The following is a 24825-nucleotide window of genomic DNA, read 5'->3' as shown; positions in this document are numbered from 1 at the left end:
AAAAGACGCGGTGGAGCCTATGCCAAGCCAGGGTCGCGGGACACGCCTTCGCGGTCGCGCCAGCGAGTGCGCGACGCTTCGCGGTCTCATTTCGACAGTCCGGTCTGGCAGCTGCGTAGTGCTGGTGCTCAAGGGGGAGGCCGGCGTCGGCAAGACTGCTTTGCTTGAGCATGTATCGGAGTTGGCATCCGGGTTTCGCTGTGTCGAGGCAGCAGGCGTGGAATCCGACATGGAACTCGCCTTTGCCGGCCTACAGCAGGTCTGCGCGCCGCTGCTGAGTCGCCTTGACGAACTGCCTGAACCACAGCGCGAGGCGTTGAACGTCGCCTTCGGGCGCAGAGTCGGTCCGACTCCGGATCGGTTCCTCGTCGGGTTGGCCGTGCTCAGCCTGATGGCTACAGCCGCCACGGAAAATCCACTGCTGTGCCTCATCGACGACGCCCAGTGGCTGGACGAGGTGTCGATGCAGACCCTCAGTTTCGTTGCGCGGCGGTTGCTTGCCGAACCGGTTGCGATGGTCTTCGCGACACGCACGACTGGTCACCAGGTGTTGGCCGGACTTCCTGAACTGACGATCCACGGCCTCTCCGACGCCGATGCCCGCGCGTTGCTCGAGTCTGTGGTCCTGGGGCGGATGGACGAGCGAGTGCGGGATCGGATCGTCGCAGAGACGCATGGCATTCCGCTCGCCCTTCTCGAGGTGCCGCGAAACATCTCGGCAGCCGAGTTGGCGGGCGGTTTCGCCAACACTGCCACCTCGGCGGGACAGGTCGAAGCCAGCATGATGCGCCGAATCCAGGCCCTCCCAGAACCGACCCGGCGGTTGCTTCTTCTCGCGGCGGCCGAACCGGTGGGCGACGCCGCACTGTTTCTGCGGGCGGCCGCCCAACTGGGCATTCCGGTAGATGCACTTGGGCCCGCCGAGGCCGCCGGCATGGTCGAGTTCGGTCCACGCATCCACTTCAACCATCCGCTGATGCGCTCGGCCGCCTACCGCGCGGCCGACCTGACTGAACGCAGGGCAATCCATCGGGCATTGGCCGACACGACTGATCCGGAAACCGACCCCGACCGTCGGGCATGGCACGCGGCCACCGCCACCACTGGGCCTGACGATTCGGTGGCCGCGGAGCTGGAAGCTTCGGCAGGCCGAGCACAGCGGCGGGGCGGAATCGCGGCGGCAGCAGCATTTTTGGAACGGGCCTCCGTATTGACAGCGGACCCGGCCCGGCGGGGTGCCCGGGCGCTCGCAGCCGCGCAAACCAAACGCGACGCGGCCGCGCCTGCGGCGGCGTACGAGCTTCTCGCGATCGCCGAACTTGCTCCGTTGTCCGACCTTCAACGCGCCGAGGCTGCGCGATTGCGCGCCCAAATGGAGTTCGCCCGCAGCCGCGGAGGCGGTACCGGAGCCCCGAGGCTGATCGACTCCGCCGTTCAGTTACTGAGCGCTGCAAGGCAATTGGAGAATCTTGACGACGCACTGGCGCGTGAGACGTATCTGGAGGCGCTCGCCGCCGTCATGTACGCCGGGCGACTCGGTGACCGCCACGTATTGGCCGATGTGGCCGATTCGGCGCGCGTCGCCGTCGGTCGGCTACCGAAGCTGGAACGACCAGTTGACTTCCTTTTGAGTGGTATAGCGGATCGACTCACAGGTGCCGGGAGTTCGGGTTCCGGTGCGCTGCGTACCGGATTGGAGCTCATGTGCACCACGACAGAACAGAACGATGGCCAGGTCCTGCACTGGATGTCGCTGGGTTTGGCCATCGTGCAGGAAGCCGCGGCGGGCGAACTGTGGGACGACGAGCTTCGGATTCAGCTGGCCACCAAGATGGTGAGACAGGCGCGTGACTGCGGGGCACTGACCGCGCTCCCGGCCGCGCTCGCCTTCCGGGCCGGAACTCACCTTCTGGCGGGTGAGTTTGCCACGGCGGCAACGCTTATCGAAGAGGCGGATTCCATCGCGGTCGCGACGGGCTACACCCAGACGCGCTACCACTCGCTGTCGCTGCCCGCCTGGCGAGGGAATCCGGCTGACGCGCTCGGTCTGCTGGAGGCGGCCGCCGACGCCGGAACTGCCAGAGGCGAGGGCCGCCTCGTCGGCGTTGTGGACAACCACACCGCGATGCTCTACAACGGCCTCGCGCGATATGAGGAGGCTTTCGTGGTCGCGCGGCGGGCCTGTGAGCACGACGACCTCGGATTCGGCGGGTGGAGCCTGCTGGAGCTCACCGAAGCAGCGGTGCACACCGGTGAATCGGAAACGGCCGTGCTGGCCGCGAGCCGCCTCGAAGAACGTGTATTTCCCAGCGGAACGGACTTCGGCCTTGGCTTCGTGGCAAGTGCGCGAGCGCTGGTCGCCGACGACGACCACGCCGAAAGCCTGTATATCGAAGCCATCGAACGCCTCGAGTGCACCCGCATGGTCGTGTACCTTGCTCGCGCCCGATTGCGTTATGGCGAATGGTTACGCCGTCTGCATCGCCGCAACGACGCCCGTCAGCACCTTGGCGACGCCTACGAGATGTTCATCCGAATGGGTGCGCAGGCCTTCGCTGAACGGGCTCGCCGTGAGCTGGTTGCCACCGGAGTAAAGGTGCGCAGACACCAAGTCAGCTCCGGCGGTGAGCTAACCGCGCAGGAGGCACAGATCGCACGACTGGCCGGCGAGGGCCTGACGAATCAGGAGATCGGTGCGCAGCTGTTCATCAGCACGCACACCGTCGAATGGCACCTGAGGAAGGTCTTCGTCAAGCTCGGTATCACTTCACGTAGACAGCTCAGGACGATTTTCTGGGCGAGGTAGAAGTATGTCGAGCACAGCGCCGAACCCTCGGCTCGAACGCGAACGACAACAGTCGATCGGCAGCTGAGGCTGCCGGCGCCGAATCCAGCATGGAGTAGAACAGACCGACTCAGTCATGTTGCTCCGACCCCATTTTAGCTACCTTGTGCCACAACAGATTTCATTTCTCTCAGTCCAGTCTCGGTGCGCGGACGTCAGCGTGAGGAGCTGAATTCAGTGGAACATCCCATCGCCTGAAGTCGCCTGAATGTGGCAGGCTGGCGAGATGTCATTGTGGAATCCGCGGGAAGTACCGGCGTATCCGCCAGCCCGTTACACCAGGGATGAACCGGAGGCCAGCGCCGGGCTTCGGCGCAACGACGAACCACCGTCCTACGTCACCGTCGGCGGCGTCGAATACCACTATCTCGCCAAGCAGCAGCAGACCGACGGCGACTACGGCCTGTATCGCCTGGACATCCCTCCGGCGGCCGGCGGTCCCGGGCCCCATTTCCACCGCGCCATATCGGAGGCGTTCTTCGTGTTGTCCGGCGGTCTCGAGCTCTACGACGGTAACGCCTGGATGGACGGCGCTAAAGGCGACTTCATGTACGTTCCGCCCGGCGGCATTCACGGATTCCGCAACCAGGCCGATGAACCTGCGTCAATGTTGATGCTGTTTGCTCCAGGCGCGCCGCGGGAGGCCTTCTTCGAGGGCACCGTGCACCTGGCCGAGATGACCGACGAGGAACGCCGGGAGTGGCTGGCCAAGCACGACAGCTTCTTCATCGACTAGCCGTATCGCATATGCGTGGCGCAATCCGTTGGATCAGGCCGCTCATCGATCGGTGAAGGAGTCTTGGGTGCGCGCCGCCACCCATCATGACATCACGCAGAGACGGGCTGGTTACCGAATTACCCTCTGCGCTAACGAGATATCGTCGCGAGACGCTGTCGGCATCCAGTCGTACCTGTCAATCCAAGCGACTTGTGGTTCACTCCCGAGTCGGGCGTCCATTGTTATTGCAGTCCATTTGGCGGCCCCGTCAACTTCCGCCATCCCGGAAAGCAATCCGTCACGCAGAATTGCGCAACCCCCTCCACCTTCAACATATAGCGCACCCCGGGGCTTGTGGCAAGACCCCCCTCATGGTCCAGAATCGCTGGGCTGCAACGTAACTGCAGCTGCATCGTCTTGAGGGGGACGTATGACCGATACCGACGTGATCATCGTGGGCGCGGGACCGACCGGCCTGACGCTGGCCACCGAACTCTGCCTCGCCGGGGTCAAACCTCTTGTGCTGGAACGGCTCACCGACATCCGCCAGGTCGCCAAAGCCGGCGGCATCGGCGGCCAGATCCTCAACCTGCTGCGCTACCGAGAACTTGGTGACCTGCTCGACGAAGCGGCGGGCGAACCCGTCACCGCCAAGCTTCCGTTCGGCGGCATCCACGTCGATCTCACTCAGCTGGACGAGTCACCGATGCAGGTGCAGCGACTCCCCCAGCCTCAGCTCGAAGCGCTGTTGCAGAGGCACGTAGAAAACCTCGGCGTCGAGGTCCGGCGCGGCCACGAGGTCGTCGGCCTGCAGCAGGACGACGACCTCGTGCACCTGGACGTCCGCGGTCCCGACGGTCCGTACCGCATCAGCGCGAAGTACGTGGTCGGTTGCGACGGGGTGCGCAGCCGGGTGCGGGAACTGGCCGGCATCGGCTTCCCAGGCATCGTCTATCCAGAAATCCACCGAATGGCCACGGTGGCATGGCCCGCCGAGATCACCATCCGCGACGACGGCGACTACGACGTTCCGGGCTACGGCCGCCTGCCCTGGGGATACAGCCAGACCGAGGGCGGCATCTTCGCCATCGCATCATCGGAGCCGGGATGGTTGGGCCTCTACACCAGCGAGGCGCCCGATCGCGACTACGACGATGACGACCCGATGACACTGGACGAATTCCGTGCCAGCATCCACCGAGTGCTCGGCGTGGACATCCCGCTCGGCGAGCCAAAACGGTTGACCCGCTTCACCTATGCGGCCCGGCACACCGAACACTACGTGTGGGGCCGGGTGCTACTGGCCGGCGATGCCGCACACCAGATTCCGACGGGCGGGGTGGCGGTCTCGGCCGGGATGCTCGACGGGGTGAACCTCGCGTGGAAACTGGCCGCAACACTCCAAGGCTGGGCGCCGCCGAGGCTGCTGGAGACGTACCACTCCGAACGGCACCTCGCCGGTGAGCGCCTGCTGTTGCACTCCCAGGCCCAGGTGTCGTTGCGGCGCGGGCACGACCCGGCTGATGAGGCACTGCGAAAAGTGTTCAGCGAGTTGGTCTCTGACGCGCCGGCGCTCGCCCGCGTGGGCGCGATGATCGCCGCGTCCGATGTGCGCTACCCGATGCCCGACGCGGAGTCGCACCCGCTGGCCGGGACGTTCGCGTCGCACCTGCGCGACGACGTCGCGGCAGCCCTGCGCGCGGCGCGCCCGGTCTTCGTCGGACCATCTGAGCTCTGCGACGTCACCGCGCCATGGGCGGATCGCGTCGACATCCTCAGCCGCCAAAGCGAGGCCCTACTGATCCGCCCGGACGCACACATCGCCTGGTCGGGTAGCACGGATCAGGGACTACGCGAGGCGCTGACCTATTGGTTCGGCGCTCCGCGATGAGTATTCGCGCCCGCCGCGGTCTATCCATTGAAAGCCGCAACACCCAGGAGGAACAATGACCGAGCAGACCGCTCTGCCGCCGGTGGTCGACCAGGACACCTGGCGCGCCGCCCTCGATGAGCTGCGTAAACGGGAGAAGGCCGCGACACGTGAACTCGACGCCATCGCCGCCCAGCGGTGCCGGCTGCCGATGGTCGAACTGCCCGACTACACCCTGATCGGGGCCGACGGCCCGATCCGCCTGGCCGACATCTTCGACGGCAAGTCCCAGCTGATCGTCTACAACCACATGTGGACTGACGGGGCCGAGTGGCAATGCTCCGGGTGCACCGGGTACACCTCGCAGTTCACCCGGCTGGACTTCCTGGCCAACTACGACGCCCGGTTCGTCATCGTCACCAACGGGCCAATCGAGGAAGCCCTCGCCTACAAGACCAAGGTCGGCAACCAGATGGATTGGTACTCGTCGTCGGAGAGCACCTTCGGATCCGACGTGGATGCCGCCCCCGGCGACGGCTTCGCCGTCAACGTCTTTCTGCGTGACGGCGACACGGTGTACCGCACCTGGCACACCAACGGCCGCGGCACCGAGCAGCTGGGCTACAGCTTCTCACTGATCGACGTTCTGCCCTACGGCCGTCAGGAGCAGTGGCAGGATTCGCCTGAAGGCTGGCCCAAGTCGCCGACGTACTCCAAATGGGCAAGCTCCCCCGACATCGCACGCCTCTACGGACCGAACGGACAGAACCGATGACCAGCAGCTCAGTTGCCCAGGAACGCTACGTCGCCACCCGCACCATCGCCGCGCCGCCCGCCGCGGTCTTCGCCGTACTGGCCAACCCGGCCCGGCACAAGGAGACCGAGCCGGGCGACTGGGTCCGCGACGCCGTCGACCCCGCTCCGATCACCGGCACCGGCCAGGTGTTCGCCATGAACATGTACCTCGACCAGGCGGGCGGCGACTACGTCACGTACAACCTGGTGACGGATTTCGAGGAAGACAAGACCGTCGGGTGGTCAACCGGCAGCCTGAATGAATCGGGCGAGCACCTCCCCGGCGGTTGGTGGTGGCGCTACGACCTGACGCCGAACGGCGATGGCACCGACGTGACCCTGACCTACGACTGGACCGGGACGCCCCAGGCCTTTCGCGATCAGATCGGCGGCATGCCACCGTTCCCGCTCGGGTTCATCGAGGAGTCGCTCGCCGCGCTCGATCGCGCCGTTACCGGGTAAGACCGGCGCCTGCCACCTCTGTCGCGACAATGGTTGTACGGCAACGCATTTGTCGCGCAGAGGAGGGCATGGTCGGGTGCGCATCACCTGATCTGGTTTGGTCCTGCGCATTTCCCGCGTATGCTTGATCCATCGGCGGTACTTCGTCGCGTGGCGGTTCAAAGCCACGCCGTCGCCGATTCGAAGAAGTTTGACCGATTCGCGGTCAAGGCAGGAGCGTCGCAATGACGCCGCAACATGACCGCACGACCCCAATTCATCGCACGTCACCGACGCAGACTCCACGATTGCGGTTGAAGCCCAAGGCTCCCCACAGTGGATATGTCGACGGGGCGTGGTGGCCACACACCAGCAACCTCAGCACCGAACTGCCCGACCTCCTGGCCGTGCTGTCTGTTCGCCTCGGCCAGATCGACCGAGTGCTGTACAACGTCGGCGAATGGTCGGCCGCCCCCACCAAACTCGCGACAGGTGGACGGCGAGTGCGCCTCGACGGCTACCAGCGCCAGCCGATCAACACCGTCGAGGTGGTTGGGCTCGACCGCGACCGGATCGTGCTCCTGACCGTGCCCGTCAACACGGACCCGGCAGAGGCGCATTGCGCACTCATGAGCGCAGCGCAGCCCAACGACCACACCACGGTGTCGGGCATTCTCGCAGCCGCGCAGCACGCGGACTAGCGGTTCTTCGCTTCTTGCGCTGAATCACAACAGATTTGGATGCGATGTTTCGCATTCATGTTCAAAGAAAGTAGTAGTCACATGACCGAAGGAACCGTGAAATGGTTCAACGACGCAAAAGGCTTCGGCTTCATCGTCCCCGATGACGGCACACCCGATGTTTTCGTACACCACAACGAAATCCAGGCCGGCGGCTTTCGCTCGCTGCAGGAGAACCAGCGGGTGAAGTTCGACGTCACCCAGGGCACCAAAGGCCCGCAGGCGGTAGGCGTCACCGCCCTCTGACCCCGGGATTTCTGGGCTGACGCGCCACGCGTCAGCCCAGAACTTTCCCCGACATTTGTTGCCGCCGTGCGGCTTTCAAGATTTCCTCAGCGGTCTCCAGCATCGCATCCTCGCCACGGCGTGGATCGACCGGCTGACCAGCGGCGCGGCGCAGCACCATACCGGCGAGGGTGTTGTTGGTCGTGCTGGGCACGATCAACACTGACGCGGTGGCGTCACACCCTTCAACGGTCATGATGTGCTGCGCGCGACCACGCCACGCTTGCCAATTGAGGTTCGGCGGATTGTGCAGGGGTGACCAGTTGATGCCGACCTCCGCGATCTTTCCGAGTCGGTCATCCAGAACCGCCATCAGGCCTGCGAATTCGTCTGCCAGTACTCCGCTGTACGGCCACCAGGCGCCGTCGATCCGTCGGCCGAGCTTGTCGGCCAGGCACAGACGCACGGGCTTGTCTGCGCGTACCCGCTGCGCGACGTACACCATCAGGTCGCTCCGGAATGCTGAAGCCGAATGGTGCGCCATCCCATGACAAATCCTTACGGTTGGTGCCGCGATCACCCACCGGCAGAATCACGAAGAGACCTACGCTGCCAATGACTTCGAGCGGAGCCGCCAAGCAACATACGACGCGGCTCTACCTATGACGCTACGCCGCATATGCGGCAACCGCGTCCCGCAACCGTCAGTCGCCGTACTCCGCGGTCCCATCTTCGAGGACCAGGCGGGCGTTGCTACCGTCGGGCCCGGCGGCTTCGGTGCGGAACACCGCGTGCCCTGGCTCGGTGCGCCACACCGACGTGGTCAGTGTTTCGCCCGGGAACACCGGTGAGGTGAAGCGGGCCCCGACAGCCTTGATCTTCGACGCGTCACCGCCGCCGAGCTCGGCGACCAGCACCCGGCCGGCCACACCGTAGGTGCACAGGCCGTGCAGGATCGGCTTCGGGAATCCGGCGAGGGTCTGCGCGAACCACGGGTCGCTGTGCAGCGGATTGCGGTCTCCGGACAGCCGGTAGATCAGCGGCTGGTCCTCGGTCGTCGGGAGTGCGACAACAGCGTCGGCCGGGCGATCGGGAATCTCCGGAGCCGCCGCCCGCTCCCCGGGCTGACCGCCGAAGCCACCCTCGCCGCGGATCACCGCGGTCGACCAGGACTCGGCGAGCACGTTGCCGTCGTCGTCGGTGGCGGTGCCCTTGAACGTGAGGATGGCGTTCTTGCCCTCACCCTTGTCCTGGATGTCGACCACCTCGGAGCTGACGTTCAAGCGGCCCGAGGGCGGCAACGGCGCGTGCAACCGAATCTGCTGGCTGCCGTGCAGCAGTTTGCCGAAATTGAAGCTGCCGACCTCACCGACCGCGCCCCACGCCGGGCAGCAGATCACCGCATACGTGGGCAGCACCTGCTGATCGATGTCGTGGCTGTTCTCCGTGGTGAACGCCAAATCCTTCGTCCCGCAACCCACTCCGAGTGCGTAGAGCAGGGTGTCGCGTTCCGTCCACTCGAAGGGCTGCGGTGTGGTCTTGGCTCCGATGGCATTGGGGTTGATCGGCATTCGGCGGTTCTCCCTCAGAGGTGGGTGTGACAAATCCGGACCTTACGCGCTATTGACCTCGGCCCGCGAGAGGTTCACGATGACTCGCATGCGATATGTCGTTACCGGCGGTACCGGGTTTATTGGCCGCCGCGTCGTCAGCCGGATTCTGGCTCAGCACGACGACGCCGAAGTTTTCGTTCTCGTCCGTCGGGCCTCGTTGGCCCGCTTCGAAGAACTGGCCGCGGAATGGGGTGACCGGGCAAAACCCCTGGTCGGCGACCTCACATCCGCGGGTCTGGGCCTGGCCGACCTGGCCGATCTCGGTCCAGTCGACCATGTGGTGCACTGCGCCGCCATCTATGACATGACCGTCGACGCCGCCACCCAGCGAGCCGCCAACGTCGAGGGCACCCGCGCGGTGATCGAGCTGACCCGCAGCCTCGGCGCGACGCTGCACCACGTGTCATCGATCGCGGTGGCGGGCAACTATCGGGGCATCTTCACCGAGGACGACTTCGACGTCTCTCAGGAGCTGCCCACGCCGTACCACCAGACCAAGTTCGAAGCCGAGCAGCTGGTGCGCGCCACCCCGGGCGTGCGGCACCGGATCTACCGGCCGGCTGTCGTGGTCGGCGACTCCCGGACCGGCGAGATGGACAAGGTCGACGGGCCGTACTACTTCTTCGGGGTGCTGTCCCGGCTGGCGGCGCTGCCCAAGATCACGCCGATGCTGGTGCCCGATACCGGCCGCACCAACATCGTGCCGGTGGACTATGTTGTTGAAGCCGTCGTCCATCTCATGCACGCCGATGGCCGCGACGGTCAGACGTTCCATGTGACGTCTCCGAATCCCATTGGACTCAAAGACATCTACCGCGGTGTCGCGCGTGAGGCCGGGTTGCCGCCACTGCGTGGCACTCTGCCTGGAGCCACCGCCGCTCCGGTGCTCAAGGCCACCGGGCGGGCCAAGATTCTCCGCAATATGGCGGCCACTCAGCTGGGTATCCCCGGCGAGGTGCTCGACGTCGTCGACCTGGCGCCGTCGTTCTCCTCGGAGAACACCGTCGCGGCACTGCAGGGCACCGGCATCGTGCTTCCCGAATTCGCCTCGTACGCACCGAAACTGTGGCGCTACTGGGCCGAGCACCTGGACCCCGACCGGGCCCGCCGCGACGACCCCCGCGGCCCGCTGGTCGGCCGCAACGTCATCATCACGGGCGCCTCGAGTGGCATCGGCCGGGCCTCCGCCATCGCCGTCGCCGAACGCGGTGGACGGGTGTTCGCCCTGGCCCGTAGCGCCGATGCCCTCGACGAACTCGTGACGGAAATCCGCGAATTCGGCGGCGAGGCATACGCTTTCACCTGCGATGTGGCCGACGGCAACTCAGTGGAGCACACCGTGAAGGACATCCTGGGCCAGTTCGACCACGTCGACTACCTGGTGAACAACGCCGGCCGCTCGATCCGCCGTTCGGTGGTCAACTCGACCGATCGGTTCCACGACTACGAACGCGTGATGGCGGTCAACTACTTCGGCGCGGTGCGGATGACGCTGGCGCTGCTGCCGCACTGGCGCGAACGCCGGTTCGGTCACGTGGTCAACGTGTCGAGTGCCGGGGTGCAGGCCAACAGCCCGAAGTACAGCGCCTACCTGCCGAGCAAGGCGGCGCTGGACGCGTTCTCGGAAGTGGTTGGCACCGAGACCCTTTCGGACCACATCACGTTCACCAACATCCACATGCCGTTGGTGGAGACCCCGATGATCGCGCCGTCGAAGCGGCTGAACCCCATGCCGCCGATCACCGCCGAGCACGCCGCGGCGATGGTGGTGCGTGGCCTGGTCGAGAAGCCGGCCCGCATCGACACCCCGCTGGGCACGCTGGGTGATATCGGAAATTACCTGACCCCCAAGCTGTCTCGCCGGGTCCTGCACCAGCTGTACCTGGGCTACCCGGATTCGGCAGCGGCGCGCGGTGTCACCGAAACCCCGCCGCCGGCGTCGACTTCCGAGCGTCCGCGCAGTCCGCGCCGACCCAAGCGGCCTCTCGCGGTCAGCAAGGTCCGGGTGCCCCGCCCGGTCAAGACCGCGGTGCGGCTGATCCCCGGCGTGCATTGGTAAACGGCCGGACCTATCGTTGGCGACGTGACTGGGGGCTTACTTCCCACCGGCCAGGCCAGGGTGCAGCCGGTTTTTGCTGATGTCGACACCGGCGTCGATGACGCGATGGCGCTCGCCTATCTGCTGGCCAGCGCCGATGCCGAGTTGGTGGGCATCGCCTCGACCGCGGGCAACGTCCCCGTCGACCAGGTGTGCGTCAACAACCTGGGGTTGCTGCAGTTGTGCGGGGTCGGGCCGATCCCGGTATCCCGGGGCTCGAGCGTCCCGCTCGTCGCGCCGTTGCGGACCGCCGAGGACACCCACGGTCCGCGGGGGCTCGGGTACGCCGAACTGCCCGAGCCGCGCGCCGACTCCGACACCGGCGGTGTGCTCACCGAGTACGACGCCGCCGAGGCGTGGATCCAGGCCGCGCGCGAATATCCCGGTGAGTTGATCGGTCTGGTCACCGGTCCGCTGACCAACTTCGCACTGGCGCTGCGGCTGGAACCGTCACTCCCCCGGCTGCTGCGGCGGCTGGTGATCATGGGCGGGGCCTTCGACTACCGGGGCAACACCACGCCGGTGTCCGAGTGGAACATCAGTGTCGACCCGGAGGCCGCTGCCGAGGTGTTCGCGGTGTGGGGCGCGGCATGGGGCCTGGAAGATCCGACGCACCTGCCAATTGTGCTGGGGCTCAACCTGACCGAGAACATCGCTATGACGCCGTCGCTGCTGAGCCGGCTGGCGACCGCGGCAGGCGGGCCGTCATCGCCGATGAGCGTGCTGGACCATCGCGGTACCCGGTCCACGTCGTCCAACGCGCTGATCCGGGTCCTGGAAGACGCCATGCGGTTCTACTTCGAGTTCCACTACGACCAGGGCGAGGGCTACCTGGCGCACCTGCATGATCCGCTCGCGGCGGCCGTTGCGCTGGACCCGGGCATCGTCCGGTACCAGCAGGCGACGGTCGACGTAGAGCTGCTCGGCACACTGACCCGCGGCATGACAGTGGCCGACTGGCGCGGGCATTGGCGGCGTCAACCCAATGCCCACATCGGTGTCGAGGTCGACCCGGTGGCGTTCTTCGACCGGTTCATCGAGCGGGTCGGGGCTTTCGCGTCCACCCTGTAGTGCCGAAAAGCCACTTATGACACGCAAATTCGTCACAAGTGGCCAGTCGGCGGCGCGATTTCAGTCGTCGGTGACGGTGATCTTTACGTCGATGTTGCCGCGGGTCGCGTTGGAGTAGGGGCACACCAGGTGAGCCTTGTCCGCCAGCTCCTGAGCGGCGTCGTGCTCCAGGTTGGGCAAGGTGATCTCGAGCTCGACCGCCAGACCGAATCCGCCGTTGTCCAGCTGGCCCAGCGAAACCCGAGCTCCCACAGCCGAATCGGTGACGTCGGCCTTGGCCTCACGAGCGACCAGACGCAGCGCCGAGTGGTAGCAGGCCGCGTAGCCGATGGCGAACAGCTGCTCGGGGTTGGTGCCGTTGCCGCTGCCACCCATCTCCTTCGGGATGGCCAAGTCCAGGTCCAGCTTGCCGTCGGAGGTGCGGCCGTGGCCGTCGCGACCTTCGCCGGTGGCCAGGGCTTCTGCGGTGTACAGGGTCTTCATGTCGATCTCCTTGTTGTGATTGTTGCCGGTGACGCGGGTTGCGTCGGTAAATCAGTGCGATGCGGTGAGCGCATCGGTCAATCTGTGAATCGCATCGCGCAGGTCTGCCGCATCCCGCTCGCTGATGCCCATCCGGGCGCCCAGCTTCTGGGGAATGCACTGGGCCTTCCCTTCGAGCTTGCGGCCGGGCGAGGTGAGGGTCACCTCGACCTGACGCTCGTCCTGCAGCGACCGTTCACGACGGATGAATCCATTGGCCTCCAACCGTTTCAGTAGCGGTGAGAGAGTCCCCGAATCCAGCTGCAGCCGCTCGCCCAGACGCCCGACCGTGACCCGATCCTCTTCCCACAACACCAGCAGCACCAGGTACTGCGGGTAGGTGAGGTTCAGCTCGGACAGGATCGGCCGGTAGGCCGCCGTCATGGCCCGCGACGCCGAGTACAGAGCGAAGCAGAGCTGGCGATCCAAGGTGAGTGCGTCCACGTGAAGAACTGTAGCCCACAATTCAGTTGTGCACAACCATTGTGTTCGACAGCACCCGGGTGCGGTGTGCCATGCTCGACCTATGGACTGGTTCCCCGACCAGGACGCGTTACGCGGCACGGTCGCGGTAGTGGCCGGCGCGACGCGTGGTGGCGGCCGCGGCATCGCCGCCGCGCTGGGCGAGGCGGGGGCGACGGTCATCTGCACCGGTCGCAGTAGCCGCCGCGGCGGCATGACGTCCGACTACGACCGGCCCGAGACCATCGAGGAAACCGCCGAGTTGGTCACGCGTTTGGGCGGCGTCGGCGTCGCGATTCCGGTCGACCACCTGGACTCGCATCAGGTCCAGCGCCTGGCCGACCGGTTGCGCGACGATTACGGCACCATCGACGTCCTGGTGAACGACATCTGGGGTGCGGAGAAGCTTAAAGGTGCACCGCCCGAATGGAACACACCCATCTGGGAGCATGACCTGGATCGCGGACTGCGGATCGTGCGCCTCGGCATCGAGACGCACCTGATCACGTCGCACCATCTGCTGCCGCTGCTCGTCGAGAAGCCGGGCGGCCTGCTCGTCGAGGTCACCGACGGCACAACACATTTCAACGCTGATCGGTACCGCATCTCGGTGTTCTACGACCTGGTGAAGGTTGCCGTGAACCGGCTGGCGTTCTCGCAGGGACATGAGCTCGCCGGCCACGGCGGCACCGCGGTGGCCATCACCCCGGGCTGGCTGCGCTCAGAGATGATGTTCGACAACTGGGGCGTCACCGAAGACACCTGGCGCGACGCACTGCAGCCGAACAGACCCGGCGGATTACCCACCGCGCCAGAGGCCTTCGCATCGTCGGAATCGCCCCGCTATCTCGGGCGGGCCGTGGCGGCCCTCGCTGCGGACCCGGACAAGACGCGCTGGAACCAGCGTTCGGTGACGTCAGCAGACCTGGCCCGCGAGTACAGATTCACCGACGTCGACGGCCGCAGGCCTGACAGCTGGAATGTGTGATTCCGCGAAATCCGCACTCCGGCAGTGCCATCCTTTACCCATGCGTAAACGACGCAATGACGCACCCCGGGTAACCCGCGGTTGTGCCGTCATCGCGTCGATGTCGGTCCTCGCGGCATGTACCCAGACGGCCGTCAATGACCCACCGCCCACATCATCGATCGAAACCACGACACTGCCGACGCCGACCCACCAGTCGACGCAGGCAACGACCACCACAACCACGATGGTCACCTACTCCCCGCCGCCGACCACATCGGGCCCGATCCCGACATCGACAACATTCACCAGCGCGCCGACGACCACCCAGACAACGACCACCACGACCACCACACCGAGCGGGCCACACCCGCCCACCAGTTCGCCGCAGCCCACACCCTGATGGAGCCCGCCGACGAGTCACGCACCGTGTCGCCACATCTGCAATCGTGGCTCGGCGTGGTTGGCGTTGTCGCCGCACCACTTTCGGCGATCACGGCACTCTGCTACTACTTCGGCCGGGTCTCGACCAACGCGAAGATGACGTACCTCGGGGTGTCCACCGACGTCGTCGGATACACGACGAATGACTATGTGGCGCAGAGCGCCGGCGTGTTGTTCGTCATCGCATTGTCCGCGGCGCTTGTGTGCGCCACGGTCCTCGCCCTGTGTCTGATGTTCCGCAGTCTTGTCCGCCGCGGCAGATATGTCGTCACTCTGCGGCGCACGGCGCTCCTGGTGATGATCCTCGGCGCCGCCGCGCTATTGCGCGCCGTCCGTGGGGTGTGGTCACCCGACTCGTATCACGACGACCAGGGCTGGCAGACGCCCGGCGCGCTCGCGCTCGGCGCCGCGCTGCTGCTGGTGGGTGAATGGATGCGACGCGCGTGCGACGACCCGTCGCAGTCCGTCCTGCCACCAACCCGAGTCGGTCAGGTACTGCTCGCCATCAACGCAATTGTGTTGATACTGGCCCTGTTCTGGGTCACCAACGTGTTCGCCGAGAAAGCCGGCAAGGTAGAAGGCACCAACGCGGCTGCCGGCCTGTGGGCGACCAACAGCACCGTCATTCTCGACACGCAAGATCAACTCGACCTGCCACCCGAACTGATCAAAGTACGCCCCTTGCCCACCCGCGATGCGCAGCAACAGCCGACCTACCGCTATGAGTGTTTTCGGACCATCGCTGTGCGCGATGATCGCTGGGTCCTGATGCCGGCGAACTGGAAACCCGAATTCGGATTCACCGTCATCGTGACCGCCGATGCGTCACACCGCATCATGTTGCGCAACATCAAAGGCAATCCCCGAGAGATGGGCACCGGGGCAAATGTCCGCGACTACTGGCCATGCCCGGAGTTCGTGCAGACGGTCAAGGGCGACGCGGTGGTCGGTCAGCTTCTGAGCCTCGACGACATCAAGCGCCTGACCCAGATGCCCGCGTTGACGGTGGCGAAGGAGTACACACAACAGCCGCACCGTGATTCGGCGCCCAGAGCCCCGTCCTGCGCCGACGCAGTGAACCCGACGACCTACGAACCCGGTCGCGACAGCGGATTCCTGCGACGGTCCGGCCGCGAGATGGTCGACACGACATCGCAGACCCGGATCGACGAAAGCGTCATCGAATTCGCGACTCCGCTTCAGGCCTCCGAATTCTTCGAACCGATCAGGACGCAATGGGACGCCTGTAAGAAGTCCACCGTTCCCGTTGGTGCACAACGTATTACCGTCGGAGACCTCACCGAGGACCACCATATCTGGACCTTGGCGGTAAAGACATCCGACGAACCGGGCGGTCAATGCGCTCGCGCTTCTGCGGCGATATCCAACGTCATCTCCGACGTGGTGGCGTGCGGGCCAAAGGCATCCGAACACGCCACCACGGTCGCCACCTCCATCCGGGACCGCTTCCCCAGGGAGTGACTGCCTATTGGTGCCGCCACGGGAATGGCGATTCCGATCGCATCCGGAAGGCCCTGAAGTACTCGAACATGCCGACAAACATCACCGCGGTGAAGATGTGCCAGAGAGCGTGGCCTTGAATGACCGACGTGTGGCTGTAGAGGCATTCGTAGTAGTGCCCGTCGTGCTTTGCCAACAAGTTGTCGGTGCCGTCGGTGTACTTGAAGACAAGCGCCAACAGACCGGCGGAGACGGTGATTCCGAAGCCCCACCACATGTTTCCCTCCGCTGCCGGCTCGACGCCGCGCGGCGTGTTCCGCGCCAAGGCCGACCACACCATCCAGCCGATGATGACCACTACCAAGGCGGGGGTGAAGACATCGGAATTGAAGACGATGACCTCCGAACGAAGAAAGCCACCGATGAATGCGACCACCACAGCGCCGATCATCAGAGCCCACGACTGCCAGTCGTCGTACTCCCAATTCATGAGCTCGATGAACCCGTAGGCGACGATCGCAAGCAGCACCGCGTAGACGCCCACGATGTCCAACGTCTGACCGAGGCCCGTCAACGTGCCGTGAAACCAGGCGCTGCACAAGGCCAGGAAGCACAGCGAGCCGCCGATGAACCGGCCCGGCATCGAGCGATTGAAGAACAGGATCATCAGGCCGGCGGCCAGATAGGCGAAGTTTGACCAGAAGTTCGCGATCTGCAGAAAGAAGGCCGTCTTGTCGATCGCCTCGCACTGTTCGCTCCGGTACGCCTTGACATCAGTGGACGCGACGTCGGCCCATGGTGAACCCGACGCGACCGAACCGAGCAGGGCAATGCATGCCACCACGAGAATGCAGCCACCGCAGATGATCAACCAACTCCAGCGCCGCACGAGACTCATTGATACCTGTGGCTTTTCACTCATGTGCGCCTCCTACGCAACAGATCTGATGGCCTTGACCACCGAGGGAATCGAGCCGATCAGCAGAACGATGCCCCAGATGATCGCGATGACCGCGAAGACGATGGCAGCGATGTCGTCAGTGATGCTCACCAAGATGATCGGCACCAGCCCATGGAGAAAACTGAGGATGACGCCGCACACCAGCGAGGTGAGCAGCATCAGCACCAGCCCCTTGTTCTGCAGAAATCGCTGGTGCGCCAACAACAACAGCACGCAGACGGCGACCTTGAGGAACATCAGCAGGCCGTTCAGCATCGAGGCGTCCCCCGTGGGAAAGAACCCCCACACCGCGAGGTACGCGAGCGTGCCGAACGGCGGACTCATGAAAAGGGCGATCATCACCAGCAATTCGACGAACGCGATGATCGCCATGACGATGGCCCCGATGATCAACAGGATCGAACCGATGATCGTCACAATGCCTTGAATGCGGCCGTGAATGCGCTCGGGCACGAGCAATGAGATCCCCATCAGGCCGAGCGTGTAGAACAGAATCCCGTCGACCAGGGCCATGTACGGAATTCCGCGACCGGGCGGTTCGACGACGCCGCTGCTGCTCGGCATCTCCTCCAGGTCCAATTTTGCGGCCTGGACAAGGAATTCCGCGCCGGCGCCGTGTCCGCCCGTGATCATCGGTGATCCCAGCTCGATCAGCACGATCAGCGCGCAGGCGACGAGCGCGAGGACGAACAACGGCGTGCGCAGCTTGTCCATGGCCTCACCCGCCGGCACGTAGTTTGCAGCTGAAACAGCTCAGTGAGATCACCGCTCCGTCCTTGCCGACAGCGACGCTGATGTCCTCCCCATCGTCGAGTTTCTTACTGACCGTGCGAGTGGGCCCGCCCTTCGGATCGGGCAGCGGTGCCGAAATACCAACGGAGCCATCGGTTGTCGTCAATCGGACGGTACGGAGACCGTCGCCACCGCCCGGTACCTTCAGCGCGCAGCCGCTTTGCACGACGAGCACCCCGCCGGGTTTCAGGCAATCGGCTTTGAGTTCACGCAGCGGCACCTCGGTCCCGCCCGCTGCGCTCTTCATGAGGCGACCGAGGAGTCCGTCGGGAGCCTTACCGGCATCGCCGTCGCCCTGGCGGGTGCCGACCGCCACGAAAACGACGAAAAGCACCACAACAGCGATCAATACGGCGACAAAGGCCTTTTTGCCCATGACGGCACCACTCAGTGACCCGGTCCGACGGGAACCGTGAAGCTAGGCATGAGGGTGGGAACGAGGATGTCAGTGATTCTCACCAGGCACCACTTGGGGGGATGGATGCCCTTACAGGCATCGTTTGTACCGGAAGGCCCCTTCGACACGTACAGAATTACCTTGCTTCCCTTGGGAACTGGCACGTGATCCGGGTCGGTCCGATACACGTGGTTCGCCGGCACAGAGCTCGCGCCCTGGGCGAAGCCGGGAACAAGACCCGCTTTCTGAACCCGGTCCACCGCGTCGTTGACGTCCATGCCGACCACGTCCGGTATCTGCACCAGATCGGCGCCTGATGACACCGCAATGGTGACCGTCGAGTCTTTCTTGGCGCTGGCGCCCGCTGTCGGGTCCTGACTGATCACGTTGCCGTTCGCGACGGCGTCGCTGGGCTGCTGCGCAGCCTTCGGCACCAACCCGTTGTCCTTGAGCATCTGCTCGGCCTGCGCCTGGGGTTTGCCGACGACGTCGGGCACCTCCACGCCACTGCGCCGCGTCATCAACGTCACCATCACGACGATGATGACCAGCACCAGGACACCGCCGGCGATCAGCGCCCACAACCAGTCCTTGGATTTCGGCTTCTCCGGCGGAGGTTTGATCTCGAAGGTGACGCGGTTGGAGGTGACCGAATCCTCCTCTGGCGCAGCGTCTGCCGAGTAGACCCGGCCCGACAGCCAGTGTGTTCCGGCGGGCGCCTTCTCCCCGGGCTTCACCGTCGCGGTGAACTGCTTGGAGCCGCCATGCGGTATCACCTGCTGCGGCTCGGCGACCGTGAACCACGACGCCTGCGCCTGCTCACTGCCGACGATGTCGACGGTGGCGCGCGTATCCACCGGGCCGGGGTTGGTGACGGTGAACACCACCTCGGCCTGTCCACCCGCGAGTTCGACTCGTTCGGTGGCCGGACTGATCTGCCATGCGGTCATCGTGTTGCCTCCGTGAGCTGTAGGTCCGCCGTCATCGCTGCGGGTTTCTCATGGTTGACGATGTGCTGCACCACACCGGCATACGCGGTGGCGTCCGCCGGTATCCGTACAGTGAAATGGAACGGCTGATCGGGCGTCTCGATGATCTCGAAACCGACCACCCCCGTGGCGATTTCCAGGAACCGCCGCAGGCCGTCACTGGTGCCGCGCAGCTGTGCGAGAGTGGCCGCTTCGGCGATGAGATTACGCATCTGGGCCGGCGGGATCAGCAGGGTGTCGGTCGCGCCCGGACGGCGCACGCCGACAAGGTAGTCCAGCGTCACCCACCTCGCGAGGAAGGCGAGGAAGTCTTCGCGCGCGGTATACGGGGCGAACTGCGCGCCGAAATCTCCGATCAGTGCCTCATCGGGCGCCTGCAGCGCCTCCATGGCGTCAAGCAAGGCCGCCAGGACGGTCCCCTCGAAGGCCACGTCCTGGTACGCCGACGGCAACAGCCGCTTAATCGCTGGGCTGCGCATAGCTTCCCACCACGGTGATGTTGTGTTCGCCCGAGCACAGCAGCCAGGTGTCGGGGATGGTCACCTCGTCGGTGCTGATCCGGTTGGCCGCAGGCATCCAGCGGCCCGCTACGCCGTTGCGGTACACACCCTTTGGCCCTCCCACGATGACCGTGCCCGCTTTGGCATCGGCACTCTGCACCGCCTCGAAGCGGGCGCGCTGTTCAGGACGCAGCGGCAGCCCGCTGCTCGCATCCGGCGCCTGCCACGTCGGGTTCTGCGCCGCGGCGTCCAGCATCAGCACACCGGCGCTCTGCGTCGCGGCCAGCGCCCGACTGCCGTCCAGCGCAATGTCCCAACAGGTGCCACCGGCCCACCCGGCGCTCAGCGGCTCCCATCGCAGATCGGCTTCGAAGAGCCGCGCCCGCAGGCATCCGGTCCCGACGCCACCCTGTTCCGACTCACCGATGCCGACCCAGACCACTGTTGTGGGTCCGTTGATCTGCATGGTCAAACAACGGCTGTCGATCCCCGGCACAGGGCCGACTTGACCGAACGAGCCGGCCCGGCCGCCCTCGACGGACAGATAGATGCCCTGCTTGGCCTGTGCCGCCACCATCACCGCCCACTTGCCCTGCTCCGAGATGGCGGTCTCGACCGCGTAGAGCGCCCGATCCTGTTCTGCGGGTTCGAAGATCACCAGATCGGGTGCGGGCGGCTCGGCAAGCAGCTTGAGTTCGTAGAGTCCACCGTCGGTGGCCAACAGCAGCGCGGCGACGGTGTCGCGCTCGATCCAGGCGATGTCGTTGACCGTGGGTCCGAGTTCTTCGATCATCTGCCAGGTTTCGCCGAGATCGTCCGACAGGTACACCCGGGAGCCGCCGGTGTCGGTCCTCCGGGTGGCCAGCGCCAGCGTTCCGGTGCGCTCGACCATGCCCGCGCGCACCGCGCGGGGCGCCGGCACGATCGTCATGACCTCCTCGCCCGGGAACCGCCAGATGCTCTCCCAGCCCTTGCCGTCGTTGACCGACCGGAACAGGATTTCGCCTGACCCGCAGTACCACGTGTTGTCCTGGTAGGGGTCTGCCACCGTGCCGCGGATCTGCCCATCGGGCGCTTCGCCGATGACGAACCGCAATTCGTCGACGTAGCGCACACCCGGCTCGGAGCCTTCCAGCAGCTGGTACACCGTCGACGCCCGCAGGGACTCACCGAACTGCCACCCGGTGGTGTTCTCGGCAGACGCCAAGGGACTGATCACGCGGTTCAGGCGTTCATGCACCCTGTCCCGCACCGCTGCCGCGTCTTCTTCGGGCCGCACCACGATGCGCCCTTCGACCGAAACCTCTTTGTACTTGGCCCAACTCGTGACGCAGGTGGTGCCGATCATGCCGCGGTTGCTCAGGTCGGTGGCGGTGCGCACGCGGGCTTCCTCCACTTCATGCGCCAGCATGGTGGCCAGGCTCAACCTGCCGCCGGGCCGGTCCTGCGCCGAAACCTGCGGAACCAGAACCACTTCGATGGAGCCGCGCTGTGCAAAGGGTCGGACGTCGACGCGGGTGAAGGCGCGGGCACGCGCTACTCCACTGGAGCTGACGGTGGCCAGCACCTCGTAGTCCCGCGCTGTCACAGCGCGTTTCAGGGAGAAGAACTCGTACGGCCCGCGCTCCAGCGCAGCACCGACCTCTTCCAGATCTGAACCCCCTTGGGCCGGCGGTACATTGGTCACCGTGACGCCATTGATGCGCGGTTCGATGGCGGTCAGTTGGCCGGCCGCGACGTTGCCTCCCACTCCCCCGCCGGTCCGGTACCACAATCGGATCTCCGCGCCGGCAGCTGGGACGACGGCCCCGGAGACACTGGGAGCGAAGATGATGGTGCCCGTGGACCGGTCCACGATGTAGGACCGGTCTTGTGGCCCCACGTCGGCGAAACTGTCGACGGACTGCCAGATCTCGAACTCGTGGCCGCCGAATTCACGGGCCGCGCGCCGCTCGTCACGGTCACCCACGACCTGCACACCCAGCACCATGGACAGCGGTTCGGTGGTCGTGACGATGGGCGCGTGCGCGGCCGTGAAACGCTGACCGGCACGGCCTGTTCCGGTGCCCAGCAGCTCGCCGTCGATGATGGTGCAGTGGTGACCACGGGCGACGGCGGAGTCCTGCCCGGCGGGGATCACGACGGCATCGGGGACGACGAAGACCGTCTGCGACAGCGCTCCGGCGCCGGTCGTCACCCGGGTACCCGGCGCAATGGTGATTGTCGGCTTCTCCGAATCGGTTTCGCGGCTGTCCCGGGCGAAGGTCAGCTCCACCCACGCCGCGCTGGGCGGCCGGCGGGAGAGCCCGATCAGGTTGAGGAACGTCAGGTAGGACTTCTCCGGCAGCCGGTTGAGCCGGTAGATCATCACCTCGGTCAGGTGCGCGAACACCTCGATGAGCGCCATGCCCGGGTCGTTGACGCTCATGTCCGTCCACGCCGGGCAGGCGTTGCGCGCGCGTTCCCGGGCTTCGAGTACGAGGTCGACGAACGTGCGGTCGTCCAGATTGGGCACGGGGAACGTCACGGCGCACCTCCCTGCAAATCCAGCGGATACACGAGCGTCTCGGTGCTCAGCGTCGCGCGAATGCGGTAGGTCAGCGTGATGTTGAGCCGGGAGTCGATCTCGGGGTCCACATCAGCATCGACGTCGATGATGGAAACCCTTGGCTCCCAGCGGTGTACCGCCTGCCTGACATAGTGGATGGCCAGTCCGGCGGTGGTCTGATCATTGTTGGCGAACAGTAGCCGGTGCAAATACGAGCCGTAGTCGGGGCGCATCAGCCGGTCGCCGGGCACCGTCGACAGCAGTAGCATCAGGGCCTGCCGGATGGCGCCGGCACCGTCGACCATGGCCACCTGTCCGGTCGGTGTGGTCGACAGGCCGGTGGGGCCGTAGGCATCCAGGCCTGCCCCGGTGAAACGAAACGCGTTGTAGTCGGCCGTCATCCGTCGGCCCTCACAAACCTCTGCTTGGGATCTTCGACGGTGTAGTGCACGACGCCGGGCGGGGTGCCGTCGGTCAACCCGTCCAAGGTGGCCAGCACCACCGCGTGACCGTCGATCCGGATCCAGGTGCTGTAACCGACGGCGACCTTCAGCGTCTTGCCGCATTTCTTGATGGTGGGACCGCTGTTGGGGCACCAGTCGATGTCGCGGCCCTCAGGGTCGTTGTCGACCAGCACCGGAACGTCGATGGTGACCCAATCCTGTTGATTGACATTCTGGATCACGCCCTTGTGATCGCACTTTATGACCGAGTCCAGCGTGATCCACTCCGCCATCACTCCTCCCGCATGAATTCGACGGCTTTGGCCTTGATCGTGATGGTCTTGCCGGGCGCGGTGATGTCGAGATCCGTCTCGGCGTGCAACGTGACCTTGCCCGGGGCCAGACTCAGCGTGCTGCCACCCCGGTTCGCGACGGTGATCATGTGGGCACCGTCGTCGACGACGATCCGCTGCCCGTCATCGGTGTGCAGCGACCACCGCTTGACCTTGCCGCCGTCGACCCCGGCATCGGGTGGCTCCTCTCCGCCGAACAAGCCGCCAAGCACCACGCCCCCGACCGGACCATGGGAGAGCGCGACCAGCACGGTGTCGCCGACATCGGGCAGCACCACCAGGCCGCGCTTCTTCCCCGCGCCCGCGCACAGCACGGCCAGCCAGCCCACATCGGGATCACCGTAGGCGGGCAGGCAAACCTGCACGCGCCCAAGCCCTTCGGGGTCGGCGACGTCGGTCACTGTGCCGAGGGTGATGGCTGTCGACGGCCGCGCGACCGGCAGCGCCGACGGCTCGGTGCTCAGCGTGGTGTGGAATCCTGCCGCATCAACGGTGTGGATGGCTTCGGTGAGCACATAGCTTCCGGCGAAGTCCGCAGCCACGCCACTGACCTCGACACACACCCCGGCCCGCAGGGCGGCGTCACCGGCCGCGGTGCCCCCGCAACGTCACCGTCGACGCTGCCCGGACGTCGAGTTCGGCCTGCGCCCGCGCCGCAACCTCGGAGGCGCTGGCACCCTGCTGGTCCAGGAGCATCAGCTTGCCGTCGAGACCGAGCGCGCTCAGGTCGGGCTCGGTCTGCACGGCCGCTCCACCCCGGGGGCTGTCGACCTGCTCGCGAAACAGCTTCGCGCTCTGGCGATCCCAGCCGAAAGCGGTGAAGCCTTGTGCTGCCCGGTCCAGGTTCGCCTCAACGGTGGCGTCTAACAGGGTCCGGCCGAGTTCGAGCTGCACACAGTCGTCACCGCCTCGTAAGGTGCAGAGCCGCAAGTCATCTCCCACCAGCACCGGGTAGAGCCCGGCACTTGAGCAGACTTCGCGGAGCAATTCGAAGTCAGTCTGGCTGTATTGGACGATGCGCTGAAACTCCGGCCCGGGGTCGTCCGCCGACACGCTGATGCCGTCCGGCCCGCACAGCTTCTCGGCCAGCTGGACCGCCGTGACATCCGAGAAGTACCGCAGCTGTTGACGTTTCCGCAGTAGGTGCAGCTTGTCGTAGCCGCGGACCCGGATCTGCGTGGCGCCGTCGGGCCCGTGCACCAGCGCGCTGGCGGTGATCTGGCCTTCGAACAGCGGCTTCGGGTCGCCTTCCAGCTGCGCGGTCAAGGCGGCGCCGAGCGGGAAGGTGCTCAATTCGGTTCCGCTGCCACGCACCACCGCGTAGGCCAGCTCGGCCTGCGCCGGTAGCCCGAGACGCGTTGCGATCCTGGCCGATACGATGCGTGCGGTGAGGTCGGCCGGTACCGGCGACCCGTCCACGGTGACCGCGAGTGCGGCGGTACTGGTCAGCATCATGGGACCGATCCGCCCGGCGTACCGGCGAGTTCGGTGGGGATGGAGAGCACTTCGCCGGGATTGATGGCTCTTCGCAGTTGAGGGTGTAGAGGTCATCGGCGCGTCGTTGCCGGGA

General features: G+C 65.6%; 26 protein-coding genes. 12 read left to right on the top strand and 14 right to left on the bottom strand.

Annotated elements, in window-relative coordinates; all coding sequences use genetic code 11:
• Nucleotides 1-19: 19 nt before the first annotated feature.
• From EB75_RS00560 to EB75_RS00530, 7 genes are all read left to right on the top strand, one after another.
• Nucleotides 20-2806 (top strand): ATP-binding protein, encoded by a 2787-nt coding sequence (locus EB75_RS00560; protein WP_073693548.1) that lies wholly within the window; start codon nt 20-22, stop codon nt 2804-2806.
• Nucleotides 2807-3071: 265 nt separating this feature from the next.
• Entirely contained in the window at nt 3072-3581 is a 510-nt protein-coding gene (locus EB75_RS00555; protein ID WP_073693598.1) for a cupin domain-containing protein, read from the top strand.
• Between the two features lie 412 nt (nt 3582-3993).
• Complete coding sequence (locus tag EB75_RS00550; protein WP_073693547.1) at nt 3994-5454, top strand: FAD-dependent monooxygenase; 1461 nt, start codon at nt 3994-3996, stop codon at nt 5452-5454.
• A gap of 55 nt (nt 5455-5509) precedes the next feature.
• The gene (locus EB75_RS00545) at nt 5510-6208 is read left to right on the top strand and encodes a DUF899 domain-containing protein (RefSeq protein ID WP_073693546.1); all 699 of its coding nucleotides are present in this window, start codon (nt 5510-5512) and stop codon (nt 6206-6208) included.
• Complete coding sequence (locus EB75_RS00540) at nt 6205-6690, top strand: SRPBCC family protein (RefSeq protein ID WP_073693545.1); 486 nt, start codon at nt 6205-6207, stop codon at nt 6688-6690. Before EB75_RS00545 ends, EB75_RS00540 begins: the two co-directional genes overlap by 4 nt.
• 224 nt (nt 6691-6914) lie before the next feature.
• Complete coding sequence (locus EB75_RS00535) at nt 6915-7370, top strand: DUF5994 family protein (protein ID WP_073693544.1); 456 nt, start codon at nt 6915-6917, stop codon at nt 7368-7370.
• A gap of 81 nt (nt 7371-7451) precedes the next feature.
• Complete coding sequence (locus tag EB75_RS00530) at nt 7452-7655, top strand: cold-shock protein (protein WP_073693543.1); 204 nt, start codon at nt 7452-7454, stop codon at nt 7653-7655.
• A 31-nt stretch (nt 7656-7686) separates the two neighbouring features.
• Here EB75_RS00530 and EB75_RS00525 read toward each other — a convergent pair whose 3' ends face one another.
• Nucleotides 7687-8139 (bottom strand): DUF5994 family protein, encoded by a 453-nt coding sequence (locus EB75_RS00525; protein ID WP_073693597.1) that lies wholly within the window; start codon nt 8137-8139, stop codon nt 7687-7689.
• A 199-nt stretch (nt 8140-8338) separates the two neighbouring features.
• Nucleotides 8339-9205: a MaoC family dehydratase gene (locus tag EB75_RS00520; protein WP_073693542.1), complete on the bottom strand. Its 867-nt coding sequence runs from the start codon at nt 9203-9205 to the stop codon at nt 8339-8341.
• Between the two features lie 88 nt (nt 9206-9293).
• Between EB75_RS00520 and EB75_RS00515 the strand changes: the two genes are divergently transcribed.
• A complete protein-coding gene (locus EB75_RS00515) occupies nt 9294-11306 on the top strand; it encodes an SDR family oxidoreductase (protein ID WP_142239342.1) in 2013 nt (670 codons plus the stop codon).
• A 24-nt stretch (nt 11307-11330) separates the two neighbouring features.
• Nucleotides 11331-12416: a nucleoside hydrolase gene (locus EB75_RS00510; RefSeq protein WP_142239341.1), complete on the top strand. Its 1086-nt coding sequence runs from the start codon at nt 11331-11333 to the stop codon at nt 12414-12416.
• Nucleotides 12417-12476: 60 nt separating this feature from the next.
• On the opposite strand, the gene EB75_RS00505 is transcribed toward EB75_RS00510, so the two are convergent.
• Together EB75_RS00505 and EB75_RS00500 are read right to left on the bottom strand one after the other, a co-directional pair.
• Nucleotides 12477-12899, bottom strand: a complete 423-nt coding sequence (locus EB75_RS00505; RefSeq protein WP_073693539.1) for an organic hydroperoxide resistance protein — start codon at nt 12897-12899, stop codon at nt 12477-12479.
• A gap of 51 nt (nt 12900-12950) precedes the next feature.
• Nucleotides 12951-13382, bottom strand: coding sequence for a MarR family winged helix-turn-helix transcriptional regulator (locus EB75_RS00500; RefSeq protein WP_073693538.1), 432 nt, complete (start codon nt 13380-13382; stop codon nt 12951-12953).
• Nucleotides 13383-13464: 82 nt separating this feature from the next.
• On the opposite strand from EB75_RS00500, the gene EB75_RS00495 reads away from it, so the two are divergent.
• The 3 genes from EB75_RS00495 to EB75_RS00490 are packed head-to-tail and all read left to right on the top strand — an operon-like array spanning nt 13465 to nt 16293.
• A complete protein-coding gene (locus EB75_RS00495; RefSeq protein ID WP_073693537.1) occupies nt 13465-14388 on the top strand; it encodes an SDR family oxidoreductase in 924 nt (307 codons plus the stop codon).
• A gap of 40 nt (nt 14389-14428) precedes the next feature.
• Entirely contained in the window at nt 14429-14770 is a 342-nt protein-coding gene (locus EB75_RS29135) for a hypothetical protein (protein ID WP_168175952.1), read from the top strand.
• On the top strand, nt 14770-16293 hold the full coding sequence (locus EB75_RS00490; protein ID WP_073693536.1) for a sensor domain-containing protein: 1524 nt from the start codon (nt 14770-14772) through the stop codon (nt 16291-16293). The genes EB75_RS29135 and EB75_RS00490 overlap by 1 nt, the downstream gene beginning before the upstream one ends.
• Nucleotides 16294-16297: 4 nt before the next feature.
• On the opposite strand, the gene EB75_RS00485 is transcribed toward EB75_RS00490, so the two are convergent.
• From EB75_RS00485 to EB75_RS00440, 10 genes are read right to left on the bottom strand one after another with little or no spacing between them, the layout of a single operon-like run.
• Nucleotides 16298-17194, bottom strand: a complete 897-nt coding sequence (locus tag EB75_RS00485) for a ceramidase domain-containing protein (protein WP_083611836.1) — start codon at nt 17192-17194, stop codon at nt 16298-16300.
• Nucleotides 17195-17203: 9 nt separating this feature from the next.
• Nucleotides 17204-17947, bottom strand: a complete 744-nt coding sequence (locus EB75_RS00480) for a hypothetical protein (RefSeq protein WP_073693596.1) — start codon at nt 17945-17947, stop codon at nt 17204-17206.
• A 4-nt stretch (nt 17948-17951) separates the two neighbouring features.
• Nucleotides 17952-18401 (bottom strand): class I SAM-dependent methyltransferase, encoded by a 450-nt coding sequence (locus EB75_RS00475; RefSeq protein ID WP_073693534.1) that lies wholly within the window; start codon nt 18399-18401, stop codon nt 17952-17954.
• 11 nt (nt 18402-18412) lie between these two features.
• Entirely contained in the window at nt 18413-19372 is a 960-nt protein-coding gene (locus EB75_RS00470) for a PASTA domain-containing protein (protein ID WP_073693533.1), read from the bottom strand.
• Complete coding sequence (locus tag EB75_RS00465; protein ID WP_073693532.1) at nt 19369-19890, bottom strand: phage tail protein; 522 nt, start codon at nt 19888-19890, stop codon at nt 19369-19371. Before EB75_RS00465 ends, EB75_RS00470 begins: the two co-directional genes overlap by 4 nt.
• Nucleotides 19871-22438, bottom strand: a complete 2568-nt coding sequence (locus EB75_RS00460) for a baseplate J/gp47 family protein (RefSeq protein ID WP_073693531.1) — start codon at nt 22436-22438, stop codon at nt 19871-19873. Before EB75_RS00460 ends, EB75_RS00465 begins: the two co-directional genes overlap by 20 nt.
• Nucleotides 22435-22860, bottom strand: a complete 426-nt coding sequence (locus EB75_RS00455) for a GPW/gp25 family protein (RefSeq protein ID WP_073693530.1) — start codon at nt 22858-22860, stop codon at nt 22435-22437. Before EB75_RS00455 ends, EB75_RS00460 begins: the two co-directional genes overlap by 4 nt.
• Nucleotides 22857-23195: a hypothetical protein gene (locus EB75_RS00450; protein WP_073693529.1), complete on the bottom strand. Its 339-nt coding sequence runs from the start codon at nt 23193-23195 to the stop codon at nt 22857-22859. Before EB75_RS00450 ends, EB75_RS00455 begins: the two co-directional genes overlap by 4 nt.
• Nucleotides 23195-23797, bottom strand: coding sequence for a phage baseplate assembly protein V (locus EB75_RS00445; RefSeq protein ID WP_142239340.1), 603 nt, complete (start codon nt 23795-23797; stop codon nt 23195-23197). The genes EB75_RS00450 and EB75_RS00445 overlap by 1 nt, the downstream gene beginning before the upstream one ends.
• Before the next feature lie 40 nt (nt 23798-23837).
• Nucleotides 23838-24710, bottom strand: coding sequence for a hypothetical protein (locus tag EB75_RS00440; RefSeq protein ID WP_073693527.1), 873 nt, complete (start codon nt 24708-24710; stop codon nt 23838-23840).
• Nucleotides 24711-24825: the final 115 nt, after the last annotated feature.

The organism is Mycobacterium sp. ST-F2 (assembly GCF_001905655.1).
Taxonomy (GTDB): Bacteria; Actinomycetota; Actinomycetes; order Mycobacteriales; family Mycobacteriaceae; genus Mycobacterium.
The sequence above is the reverse complement of the archived record's forward strand: the minus strand, read 5'-3'. Positions and strand labels throughout refer to the sequence as shown.